This window comes from Methylobacterium variabile, from assembly GCF_001043975.1.
In the GTDB taxonomy this organism is placed as follows: Bacteria; Pseudomonadota; Alphaproteobacteria; order Rhizobiales; family Beijerinckiaceae; genus Methylobacterium; species Methylobacterium variabile.
The window spans coordinates 1-10,342 of sequence record NZ_LABY01000170.1 but is presented as its reverse complement, the minus strand read 5'-3'; the positions used below and the strand labels follow the sequence as shown (position 1 = coordinate 10,342).

The window sequence follows — 10,342 nt, the reverse complement described above, 5'->3', positions numbered from 1 at the left end:
TGCCGCCGACCTGCCGCGCCGGGCCGCCCCACCGCCGGCCTTCACCCCCGTCCCGGTCTTCACCTGGACCGGCTTCTACGCCGGCGTGAACGCCGGCGCCGGCTTCGGCGGCGGGGGCGGCACCGTCACGGATGCCACCTACGGTCCGGTGAGCCTCGGCAGCCGCAACGCCGCCTTCGTCGGCGGCGGCCAGATCGGCTACAACTACCAGGTCACGCCGGGCTCCGGCTTCGTGGTCGGCGTCGAGGCCGACATCCAGGGCACCACGTTCGGGCAGGCCCGCAGCGGACTCGTCGGGACGACGAGCTTCTACGACGTCGGCCCGAGCCTCGATTGGTACGGCACCGTGCGCGGCCGCCTCGGCTACGCCTTCGACCGCTTCCTGGTCTACGGCACTGGCGGCTTCGCCTACGGCGGCGGCAGCACGCCGTCGAACGCGTCGTACTACACCGGCACCCTGCCGGGCAGCTTCCGCACCGGCTGGACCGCCGGCGGCGGCGTCGAGTACGCCATCACCGAGCGCCTGAGCGCCCGGGTCGAGGCCCTCTACGTCAGCCTCGCGCGCGATGGCGGTTCCGGCGGCCTCGTCTACGACACTGCGACCAGCGCCTATTACGGGCTCGGCAGGCGGAGCGCGGATTTCGGCGTGGTGCGCGCCGGCCTGAACTACCGGTTCTCGACGGACTGATTATCCCCCAGCATCAGGACGTTCGAGAGGGCCGGGGGCGGGCGACCGCCTCCGGCCCAACTGTTCACGCCTTGGCGTCGATCAGGTGGGCAAGGCGGCGCAGCGCGAGCCCGTAGCCCTGCGTGCCGAGGCCCGCGATCACCCCGTCCGCCCGGAGCGAGACGTAGGAGTGATGGCGGAAGGCCTCGCGCTTGTGCACGTTCGAGATGTGGACCTCGATCACCGGCGCGTCGAAGGCGTTGAGCGCGTCGAGGATCGCCACCGAGGTGTGGGTGAAGGCTGCCGGGTTGATGACGATGCCGCCGGCGGTCTCCCGCGCCTCGTGGATCCAGTCGATGATCTCGTACTCCCGGTTCGACTGGTGGAACCGGATCTCCAGGCCGAGCTCGCCGGCAAGCGTGCGGCAGGCCGCCTCGACGTCGGCCAGCGTCTCGCTGCCGTAGATCTGCGGCTGGCGCTTGCCGAGCAGATTCAGGTTCGGGCCGTTCAGCACGTAGACGAGGCGGCTCATGGCGGGCTCCTGGCGCGGGGCGCCGGTTCCGGATCGGGAGGCCCCGTTTAGGCGCCCGTCCGTCGGGAAAGGTCAACCGCTGGCGCCCCGCGAGAGCCGGACGGCATCGCCACGATAGGCGAACGGCATTGGCCGGCGTGCCCTGCCCGCGGCGATGATCCGGGGCAGGCGGCGGGGTCTTTGCCCCGCCCTCCGCGAAGGGACATTCTCCGATGCGCAGCCTTCTCCTTGCCGGCGCCGTGCTCGCCGCCCTCTCGACCTCCGCCGGTGCCTGGACCCAGTCGCTGCTCCACCCCGAGGGACAGGGCGCGACCATCGAGTCCGCGATGCCCGCGCCCCCGCGCTACACCGGCTACGACGACCGCGCGGTCCGGGCCGCGCCGCGTCCTGCGGCCCCGGCGACGAGGGGCACGGCCGTTCGATCCCAGGCCTCGGACGCCCCGACCTGGCGCTCCTGCCCGTGGTGCTGACGGCACGGGCGGGCACCGTTCCCGCCTCGCCCCCGCGGTGCTAGCCTGCGGCCGTCCCCCGGAACGGGGCCCATCGGTTCGTGGTCTCACGCCGCGGGGGAGCGACGATGGAGATGCATCAGGTCCGCTACTTCCTCGCCCTGTGCGAGGAGCACAACTTCACCCGCGCGGCCCAGGCCTGCAACGTCACCCAACCGTCCCTCACCCGGGCGATCCACCTCCTGGAGGAGGAGCTGGGCGGGGCGCTGTTCCACCGCGAGCGCGCCGGCACGCAGCTCTCGGAACTCGGCCGCACCGTGCGGCCCTACCTCGAGGAGGTCTATGCCAAGGCGCAGGCGGCGCAGGCTGAGGCCCGGGCCTTCGGCCGGCAGCGCCGCAGCCGCCTGACCCTCGGGGTGATGTGCACGATCCAGCCCGACGCCCTCGTCGGGCTGATCGCCGGTCTCCAGGCGCGGCATCCGGGGCTCGAGCTCGACATCGTCGATTCCAGCGCCGTCGCCCTCGAGGAACGCCTGCTGGCGGGCAGCCTGGAGGTGGCGCTCTACTGCCTGCCGGGCCGCGAGCCCGATCCGCGCCTCCATCACCTCGCCCTGTTCCGCGAGCCGATGGTGATCGCGGTGGCGGAAGGCCATCCGCTCGCCGCCCGCGACGCGGTTCGCCCCCGGGATCTCAGCGGCCAGCGCTACGTTCACCGCCTCAACTGCGAGTTCCGCGGCTATGCCGGCCCGGTCTGGGAGGCGCATGGCTGCACCGAGTGCGAGACGATCTACCGGAGCGAGCGCGACGACTGGATCCTGGCGATGATCGCGGCGGGACTCGGCTTTGGCTTCATGCCGCGCTCCTGCGCGGTCCATCCCGGCGTGGTCGCGCGCCCGCTGGTCGAGCCGGACTTCTGGCGCGAGGTCAACCTCGTCACGGTCCGGGGCCGGCCGCACGCCCCGGCGGTCGGCGCGCTCCTGCGCGAGGCGATGCGCGCGCGCTGGTTCGGCGCCCCCGCCCTCGCGACCGAGCGCGAGCGCAGCCGGGGCGGCGAGGCGTGAGGCCTACCCTTCCGCCTTGTCGCCCTGCCCCTTCTTGGCTCCGCCGGCCGGATCGGTGGCGTCCTCGCCACCGGGTTCGGGCGCGTCGCGCCCCTGCGGGGTCAGGCGGGGCCGGCTGATCTCGTCCTCGTCGACGCCCGGCGGCTGCGTCCTGGTCCGGTCCTGGTCGGTCATGCGAGGCTCCTGGGTGGGTGTCCCGGGAGCAACGCCCCGCGCCTGGGCCGGTTCGGGTCGTCACGAGTGCGTCTCGCGACGCCCTCCTCGTCGTCCCGGAGCCGCGCGGCGGAACCCGGGATTCGCCACCGCTGACGCCGACGGACGAGGCGAAGCGCGATCCTCAGCCTTCCGGAGCGCGAGCAGTCCCTGGATCCCGAACCGGCTGCCGCAGAGCGGCCGAGCAGGCGCAGCCCGATGGAACCCGATCCACGAGATAGTCGCCGGGCTCTCGCCGCCGGCGAGCCCGGGACGGCAGAGCGGGACGCGCGACGGTGCCGGATGTGGCTCGCAGGCCGGCGCGCCCGGCGTCGTCAGCGATGCCGTGCCCGAAAATCCCGCACGGTCGCCGCCACCCTCTCCCGCAGCGCCGCCTCCGAGAGCGGTCCCGCGACGACGAGGCTCGCCACCACCTCGGGGTGCCTGAGCCGCTGGCGCGGGGTGCGGGCATGGTTGGCGACCCGCAACTGGCCCGCAGCGCCAGGCAGCCCGAAGTAGAAGCTCTCGCCCCGGGTGCCCTGCCCGACCTCGAGAAAGCCCTCGGCGAGGAGGAGCATGCGGGCCCGGGCCATCGCGGCCGCCGGCGTCACGGCCGCCAGCCCGGCGCCTCGTCCTGGTCCTCGTCGCCGTCGGTCTCCCGGTACGGGCCGTCCGTCGCCTCGGCGCCGCGATAGCCGGTCGCCAGCACGTAGAGCTCGCTCGAGTCCGCCCGGCTCGCCGCCGGCTTGACGTGGCGCACCAGCGCGAAGTCGCGCTTGAGATCGGTGAGCAGGCCGGCCTCGGTGCCGCCCTGCAGCACCTTCGCGAGATAGGCGCCGCCCGGGGCCAGGATCTCGCGGGCGAAGGCCAGGGCCGTCTCGGCCAGCCCCATGATGCGCAGGTGGTCGGTCTTCTTGTGGCCCGTGGCGTTGGCGGCCATGTCCGACATCACGAGGTCGGCCGGACCGCCCAGCATCTCGGTGAGAAGCGCCGGGGCCGAGGGATCGAGGAAGTCGAGGGTGACGAAGTCGACGCCAGGCATCGGCTCGATCTCCAGGAGGTCGATGCCGACCACCCGCCCGCGCGGCGCCGGCGCGCCCGGATGGCTGCCGACCTTGGCGGCCGCCACCTGCGACCAGCCGCCGGGCGCCGCCCCGAGATCGACCACCCGCTGGCCCGGCCGCAGCAGCCGGAAGCGCTCGTCGATCTCGATGAGCTTGAAGGCGGCGCGCGACCGGTAGCCCTCGCGCTTGGCCCGCGCCACGTAGGGGTCGTTGAGCTGGCGCTCGAGCCAGCGCTTGGAGGAGACCGTGCGCCCGCGGGCGGTCTTGACCCGCTGCTTCAGGTCACCCCGGACGCCGCCGCCGCGACGATCGCTCATATGCCTTGACCTTCGATGATCCGATTTCCAAGGCAGATGACGCCCCGGGCCCGCGCGCGCAAGCCCGGAAGCGGATCTCAGACCAGCGCGCTTTCGCATCGACACGTCGATGCGCAGGCGTCCGGCGCAAGGTTACAGACTGGGATTCCGCGCCGGCGCCCGTTCGGGCTCAAGCCCGCGCCGCCGAACGAGTCCGTTCGACGGCGCGGGATATCACCCCGGCCGCACGCCCCGGCGCCAGACCCCGTCCTCGCGCATCATGTTCATCAGGAGCCCCTCGCGCAGGCCGCGATCGGCGATGCGCAGGCGCTCGGACGGGAAGGCGCGGCGGATCGCCTCCAGGATGGCGCAGCCCGCGAGGACCAGGTCGGCCCGGTCGCGGCCGATGCAGGGATTCTGCGCCCGGTCCGACAGGCGCGTCGCCAGCAGGCCGTCGATGGATTCCGTGACCTCGCGGTCGCGCATCCACAAGCCGTCGATCCGCCGCCGGTCGTAGCGCGGCAGGCGCAGATGGGTCGCCGCCAGGGTCGTGACCGTGCCGGAGGTGCCGAGCAGGTGGAAGTTCGGGGCGTGGGCGGCAGCGCCGGCGATCAGCGCGAACTTGGTCAGCCGGTCGGCGACCTCCTCGACCATGCCCTCGAAGACCGGGCGGGTGACGTCGGCCCCGCCGTAGCGCTCCGCCAGGGTGACGACGCCCACCGGCAGCGAGTCCCAGGCGCGGATGCGCAAGGTCGGGTCGGCGCTGCGCGCGAGCGCGGCGCTGCCGTCGAGCCAGACGATCTCGGTCGAGCCGCCGCCGATGTCGAAGATCACCACCGATTCGGCGTGCCGGTCGGCCAGGGCCGCGCATCCGGTCACGGCGAGGTAGGCCTCGGTGCGCCGGTCCACCACCTCGAGGTCGAGCCCGACCTCGCGGCGCACGCGCTCGACGAAGGCCGGGCCGTTCACGGCCAGCCGGCAGGCTTCGGTGGCGATGGACTTGGCCCGGACGACGCCGCGGGTGCGCATCTTCCCCAAGCAGACCGCGAGCGCTTCGACGGTGCGCTCGATGGCGTCGTCGCTCAGGCGGTCCGTGCTGCCCAAGCCCTCGCCGAGGCGCACGATGCGCGAGAAGGCGTCGATCACCCGGAACCCGTAGGGTGCCGGCTCGGCGATCAGGAGCCGGCAGTTGTTGGTGCCGAGGTCGAGCGCCGCATAGGCGCGCCGCTCCGCCCGGCGCGTGGGATCATCCCCCGCCGGGCGGGGCGGAGGCGCGGTCGCGCGCGCTGTCTCGGCGTACTCCGCGGCGCGCGCCGGCACGGAGACAGCCGTCTCATCCCTCATCGGCGGTGCCGATATCCCTCAAGCCCGCGCTCGCGAGGAGGCGGAGAACCCATCACATGATGGGAAGCTTACGTGGCTCTGGGCGGAACGCAAAGCAGCGATCGTGCCGCGCCGGAGCCCATCTCACGGTGACGCTTCGAGATCGGGCGATGTGTCGCCCGCCGGCGCGGGATCGGGAGACCTCGTCGGCCAGGATCAGTCGACCGCCGTCCCGGTCATCTCGGCCCGGGTGTAGCGCTGCTGCTCCTCCATCACCAGGGCGGCGAGCTCGCGCTTGAGGGCGTTGAACTCGGTCGAGGCGGTGTCGCGAGGACGGGAGAGCGGCACGATCAGGTCGCGCTTCATCCGGCCCGGCCGGTAGGTGAGCACGACGATGCGGTCGGCGAGGTAGATCGCCTCCTCGATCGAGTGCGTCACGAACACGATGGTCTTGCGGTATTCCGCCCAGATCCGCAGCAGCTCGTCCTGCAGGGTGCGCCGGGTCAGCGCGTCGAGGGCGCCGAACGGCTCGTCCATCAGCATCACCGGCGGGTCGAGGGCCAGGATGCGGGCGATGGCGACGCGCTGGCGCATGCCGCCCGACAGGTCCTTGGGAAAGCGGCCGAGGAAGTCGGACAGCCCCAGCGTCCCGGCGATGCGGGCGACGATCGCGTCCGCCTCGCCCCGGGCGAGGCCCTTGATGTCGAGGCCGAAGCGGATGTTCTGCTCCACCGTCATCCAGGGAAACAGGGCGTATTCCTGGAACACCATGCCGCGATCGGGGCCGGGCTCTGTCACCGGGCGCCCGGCCATCCGGATCGCGCCGCCGGTCAGGGGCGAGAAGCCGGCGATCGCGTTGAGCAGCGTGGACTTGCCGCAGCCCGAGGGACCGAGCAGGCAGACGAACTGCCCGCCGGGGATCGCGACGGAGACGTCCTCGAGGGCCACGACGGCGCCCTCGCCGGTGCCGAACACCTTCGAGGCGTTGTCGATGGCGATCTCGGCGGCACCCGGTGCCGAGGCGGAGGCAGAGGCGGCAGCGGGGGCGTCCCGGCGCAGCGTTGCGGTCGAGGTCATGGGTCAGCGCTCCAGGCCGCGGTGCCAGCGAAGCAGATGGTCGTTGAGGCGCGACATCGCACCGTCGATGACGAGGCCGAGCACGCCGATCGTCAGCATCCCGCCGATGATCTTGTCCGACCACATGTACTCGCGCGCCTCCAGGATGCGGTAGCCGAGCCCGTCCGAAACCGCGATCATCTCGGCGACGATCACCACGATGAAGGCGGTGCCGATGCCGATGCGCATGCCGGCGAGCACGAAGGGGCTCGCGGCCGGCAGGATCACCCGCCGGAACATCGTCCAGGAATTGGCCCCGAGGTTGCGCGCCGCACGCACGTAGATCGAGTCGACCTGGCGCACGCCCGCGATGGTGTTGACGAGGACCGGGAAGAAGGTGCCGAGCGCGATCAGGAACAGGGCCGGCGGGTTGCCGAGCCCGAACCACACGATGGCAAGCGGGATGTAGGCGATCGGCGGGATCGGCCGCAGGATCTGCAGGAGCGGGTTGACGAGGCCGTAGAGCCGGTCGCTCGTGCCCATCAGGAGGCCGATCGGCAGGGCGAGGCCGACCCCGATCGCGAACCCGGCGATGACTCGGCTCAGGCTCGCCACCGCGTCGTGCGGCAGCTCGCCCGAGAACAGCCAGGCGGTGTAGCTCTGCGTCGCCGGATCGTGCGGCAGGGCCGGAACCAGGCTGGCGAACCAGCGCGCCGCCACTGCGCTCGGCGGTGGCAGCACGACCGCCGAGAACAGTCCGGCGCGGCTGGCGATCTCCCAGACGATCAGGAGCCCGACCGGCAGGAACGCGCCGCGGAACGTGGAGAGGCGGATCAAGACGGATCTCCGAGGATGGTCGTCGGCAAAATGGGACGCAGCTCAGTTCGTCTTCGCGCCCAGTTCCGTCTTGGCTTTCTCGAGCAGATCGAGCTTGACCCACTCGGCATCACTCTTCGGGGGATTGTTCATCTTGCCAAGGCCGTACTTGTGCATCAGGTCCGCGGTGATCTGCATGTGTCCGCGCGGCATGTCGTAGGTGTAGTCCGCATTTTCCATCGAATCGCGAAAATCCTGGCTGCTGAGCTGACCCTTGAACACCTGCTCGCGAACGTACTTCTCGGCCAGGTCCGGCTTCTCGATGAACGTCTTGGTCGCCTCGACGAACAGCTTCAGCACCCGGGCGGCGACATCCGGCTTCTCGGTGTACATCTTCTCGGTCATGACGAGCGGGCGGTAGGGCACGCCGACCGGGGTGTCGTAGGGCTTCACGATCTCGTAGCCCCAGCCGTTCGAGATCGCCTGCGTCGATTGCGGCTCGCTCTGGCAGATCACGTCAACGTATTTCTGCGCCAGCGCCTGGTTCAGGTCGGCATAGTTGTTGAAGTAGACGAGCTGAACGTCCTTGCCCGGGCGCTCGGACCAGGTCAGGCCGTTCTTCTCCAGCTCCGCCAGCAGCATCAGGTCCTGGGTGCCGCCGCGAACTACCGCGACCTTCTTGCCCTTCACGTCGGCGAGGGTCTTGGCACCGAGATCGGTCCGGCCGAGGATGCGCACGCCACCATTGGCGAAGCCCGCCACCACCAGCAGCTTCACGCCGTTGCCGCGCGCCGCAACCGCGCCGTCGGCGCCCGAGGCCGCGATGTCGATCTGATCCACTGCCATCGCCGGATAGATGTCAGCGCCCTTGGCGAACTGCTTCTCGTCGATCTTCAGGTTATATTTCGCGGCGATCTCCTTCATGTAGGAGATCGCGCCGTAATGGGCGAATTTCAGGTTGCCGAGGCGAACGACGTCCTGGGCGGCGGCCGGGCCGGAGATGGCCGCCAGCATGACGGCGACGGCGGCGAGGCGCTTCAACATGCTTCACTCCCTGTCCGTCCGGACGTGCGGCCGGATCGGTTCGGGCAGGATATTGGACAAAAGTCGATCCTGGCGGAAGCAGGATCGCGGTGTTAGCGATAAGACTTTAGACTCGCGGATTAAAATAATCGGCTCTGCCGGCGCTTGTCAGGGCGTACTGGGATCCCGTCAAAGCATGCCTTTGACCGCCGCCGCCGCGGCGAGGCGCGGTTGCGGCCGCAGCAGGCTCTTGACCTGCGAGAACGGTCGCGGCCGGTTGATCACCTCGTCGAGGCGCGACCACAGGGTCTTGGGCGAAAACGGCTTGGCGATGATCTCGTTGACCCCGAGATTGATCGCGCGGTCGACGACGTTCCGACGCGGCTGGGCCAGCATCAGGATGATCGGCACGGTGGGCGCCGGCGAGGTGGCCGGCGTGCGGGCGAGGCGGATGAACTCCTCTCCCGAGAGGATCGCCAGGTCCCAGTCGAGGACGACGAGGTCGGGCTTGCTCTCGGCCAGCACGCCGAGGGCCTCGGCGCCGTCCGGTGCCTCGAGCAGGCGCTTGATCCCCACCCGCATCAGCATGTCGCGGACGATGCGGCGGATGTAGAGGCTCTCGTCGACCACGAGGGCCGAGAGGTCCGGGAAGGTCGGAGTGGCGATCATCGCGGGCGTGGTCTCGGAACTCGCCCGAGCCTAAGCGCCTCAGACCTGCGGCTTCGCTAACCGAAATGGTTAATTGCTAAGAACCTCGACGGCGGCGCGACGGCGGGTCACTGTCGTCCCTCCACGAAACGAGCCTCAAGGCGCACCATGCCCATCGAACTCCTCTTCCGCGACGACGCCTACCTGCGCGAAGCCGAAGCCAGGGTCGTCGCCGCGGACGAGACCGGCCTCGTCCTCGACCGGACCCTGTTCTACCCGCAGGGCGGCGGCCAGCCCGGCGACCGCGGCCGGGTCGTGCGGGAGGACGGCACCGAGATCGCGGTGCTCGACACCGTCTACGGGATCGACAGAAGCACGGTTCTGCACCGGGTGGCGCCGGACGTTCTGCTTCCGCCCCCGGGCGAGCGGGTCCGGCTCGTCCTCGACTGGCCCCTGCGCCACGCCCGGATGAGAGTGCACACCGCGCTCCACCTGCTCTCGGTCGCCCTCCCCTACCCGGTGACCGGCGGGTCGATCGGAGACGGCGAGGGTCGGCTCGATTTCGACATTCCGGATGCGGGGCTCGACAAGGACGCGGTGACCGCGCGGTTGCGGGAGATGATCGCGCAGGACGCCACCGTGACCGAGCGCTGGATCAGCGACGAGGAACTGCTGGCCAATCCCGGCCTGGTCAAGACGATGTCGGTGAAACCACCGATCGGCAGCGGCCGGGTGCGCCTGGTGGCGATCGACGGTCTCGACCTCCAGCCCTGCGGCGGCACTCACGTGCGTCGCACGGGAGAGATCGGCCGCGCTATCGTCACGGCGATCGAGAAGAAGGGCAAGCAGAACCGGCGTGTGCGGTTGTCGCTGGCCTGAAACGCGAAGAAGCCCGCCGGGCTCTGGGCCTGGCGGGCTTCTTCGTGTGGTTGGTTGCGGGGACAGGATTTGAACCTGTGACCTTCAGGTTATGAGCCTGACGAGCTACCGGGCTGCTCCACCCCGCGCCAGAGGCGTGACCTGAGATCGTGCTGAGGGAGTGTAACGTGCTTGGCAGGTCTGGCGGTGACCGACTCTCCCGTGTCTTAGGACACAGTACCATGGGCGCTGGGGCGGTTAACGGCCGAGTTCGAGATGGGATCGGGTTTGAGACACCCCGCTCTGACCACCAGACCGGCCAAGCACGTTCGTTCGGGCAAGCATTTTTCGCTGTGG

At 70.7% G+C, this 10,342-nt stretch carries 13 protein-coding genes, 1 tRNA gene and 1 rRNA gene; 4 read left to right on the top strand and 11 right to left on the bottom strand.

The genetic code is table 11. The features are described 5' to 3' along the window. Window positions 1-688: outer membrane protein (locus tag VQ02_RS22975; protein WP_048446548.1), on the top strand; the 688-nt coding region annotated here is incomplete at its 5' end. 64 nt (window positions 689-752) lie between these two features. Here the strand turns inward: VQ02_RS22975 and aroQ are convergent. Then, entirely contained in the window at window positions 753-1,199 is a 447-nt protein-coding gene (aroQ, locus tag VQ02_RS22970) for a type II 3-dehydroquinate dehydratase (RefSeq protein WP_048446547.1), read from the bottom strand. Between the two features lie 212 nt (window positions 1,200-1,411). Here aroQ and VQ02_RS22965 point away from each other — a divergent pair, with 212 nt between their 5' ends. Then, entirely contained in the window at window positions 1,412-1,669 is a 258-nt protein-coding gene (locus tag VQ02_RS22965) for a hypothetical protein (RefSeq protein ID WP_048446546.1), read from the top strand. Between the two features lie 107 nt (window positions 1,670-1,776). After that, the gene (locus VQ02_RS22960) at window positions 1,777-2,709 is read left to right on the top strand and encodes a LysR family transcriptional regulator (RefSeq protein ID WP_048446545.1); all 933 of its coding nucleotides are present in this window, start codon (window positions 1,777-1,779) and stop codon (window positions 2,707-2,709) included. Between the two features lie 3 nt (window positions 2,710-2,712). On the opposite strand, the gene VQ02_RS37470 is transcribed toward VQ02_RS22960, so the two are convergent. The 8 genes from VQ02_RS37470 to VQ02_RS22925 all read right to left on the bottom strand — a co-directional run bounded on the left by VQ02_RS37470 (window position 2,713) and on the right by VQ02_RS22925 (window position 9,148). Continuing rightward, entirely contained in the window at window positions 2,713-2,883 is a 171-nt protein-coding gene (locus VQ02_RS37470) for a hypothetical protein (protein WP_157080763.1), read from the bottom strand. A 353-nt stretch (window positions 2,884-3,236) separates the two neighbouring features. Further along, window positions 3,237-3,494, bottom strand: coding sequence for a hypothetical protein (locus VQ02_RS22955; protein WP_048446550.1), 258 nt, complete (start codon window positions 3,492-3,494; stop codon window positions 3,237-3,239). 14 nt (window positions 3,495-3,508) lie between these two features. Continuing rightward, complete coding sequence (locus tag VQ02_RS22950) at window positions 3,509-4,282, bottom strand: RlmE family RNA methyltransferase (protein WP_048446544.1); 774 nt, start codon at window positions 4,280-4,282, stop codon at window positions 3,509-3,511. A gap of 213 nt (window positions 4,283-4,495) precedes the next feature. Continuing rightward, entirely contained in the window at window positions 4,496-5,605 is a 1,110-nt protein-coding gene (locus VQ02_RS22945) for a Ppx/GppA phosphatase family protein (protein WP_048446543.1), read from the bottom strand. Between the two features lie 195 nt (window positions 5,606-5,800). After that, a complete protein-coding gene (locus VQ02_RS22940; RefSeq protein WP_083469390.1) occupies window positions 5,801-6,661 on the bottom strand; it encodes an ABC transporter ATP-binding protein in 861 nt (286 codons plus the stop codon). A 3-nt stretch (window positions 6,662-6,664) separates the two neighbouring features. Beyond that, complete coding sequence (locus VQ02_RS22935) at window positions 6,665-7,444, bottom strand: ABC transporter permease (protein ID WP_425339919.1); 780 nt, start codon at window positions 7,442-7,444, stop codon at window positions 6,665-6,667. Between the two features lie 75 nt (window positions 7,445-7,519). Continuing rightward, window positions 7,520-8,500: an ABC transporter substrate-binding protein gene (locus VQ02_RS22930; RefSeq protein WP_048446541.1), complete on the bottom strand. Its 981-nt coding sequence runs from the start codon at window positions 8,498-8,500 to the stop codon at window positions 7,520-7,522. A gap of 168 nt (window positions 8,501-8,668) precedes the next feature. Continuing rightward, entirely contained in the window at window positions 8,669-9,148 is a 480-nt protein-coding gene (locus tag VQ02_RS22925; RefSeq protein WP_048427611.1) for a response regulator, read from the bottom strand. Between the two features lie 147 nt (window positions 9,149-9,295). On the opposite strand from VQ02_RS22925, the gene VQ02_RS22920 reads away from it, so the two are divergent. Beyond that, window positions 9,296-10,006, top strand: coding sequence for an alanyl-tRNA editing protein (locus VQ02_RS22920; RefSeq protein WP_048446540.1), 711 nt, complete (start codon window positions 9,296-9,298; stop codon window positions 10,004-10,006). Between the two features lie 51 nt (window positions 10,007-10,057). On the opposite strand, the gene VQ02_RS22915 is transcribed toward VQ02_RS22920, so the two are convergent. Beyond that, a tRNA-Met gene (locus VQ02_RS22915) sits at window positions 10,058-10,134 on the bottom strand. A 50-nt stretch (window positions 10,135-10,184) separates the two neighbouring features. After that, window positions 10,185-10,300 (bottom strand): 5S ribosomal RNA (gene rrf / locus VQ02_RS22910). Between the last annotated feature and the right edge of the window lie 42 nt (window positions 10,301-10,342).

Coding starts and splice junctions, on each gene's coding strand:
- VQ02_RS22950 (WP_048446544.1), bottom strand. CDS start 4,282: ATGAGCGATCGTCGCGGCGGCGGCGTCCGGGGTGACCTGAAGCAGCGG.
- VQ02_RS22965 (WP_048446546.1), top strand. CDS start 1,412: ATGCGCAGCCTTCTCCTTGCCGGCGCCGTGCTCGCCGCCCTCTCGACC.
- VQ02_RS22930 (WP_048446541.1), bottom strand. CDS start 8,500: ATGTTGAAGCGCCTCGCCGCCGTCGCCGTCATGCTGGCGGCCATCTCC.
- VQ02_RS22925 (WP_048427611.1), bottom strand. CDS start 9,148: ATGATCGCCACTCCGACCTTCCCGGACCTCTCGGCCCTCGTGGTCGAC.
- VQ02_RS22940 (WP_083469390.1), bottom strand. CDS start 6,661: ATGACCTCGACCGCAACGCTGCGCCGGGACGCCCCCGCTGCCGCCTCT.
- aroQ (WP_048446547.1), bottom strand. CDS start 1,199: ATGAGCCGCCTCGTCTACGTGCTGAACGGCCCGAACCTGAATCTGCTC.
- VQ02_RS22945 (WP_048446543.1), bottom strand. CDS start 5,605: ATGAGGGATGAGACGGCTGTCTCCGTGCCGGCGCGCGCCGCGGAGTAC.
- VQ02_RS37470 (WP_157080763.1), bottom strand. CDS start 2,883: ATGACCGACCAGGACCGGACCAGGACGCAGCCGCCGGGCGTCGACGAG.
- VQ02_RS22960 (WP_048446545.1), top strand. CDS start 1,777: ATGGAGATGCATCAGGTCCGCTACTTCCTCGCCCTGTGCGAGGAGCAC.
- VQ02_RS22920 (WP_048446540.1), top strand. CDS start 9,296: ATGCCCATCGAACTCCTCTTCCGCGACGACGCCTACCTGCGCGAAGCC.
- VQ02_RS22955 (WP_048446550.1), bottom strand. CDS start 3,494: ATGGCCCGGGCCCGCATGCTCCTCCTCGCCGAGGGCTTTCTCGAGGTC.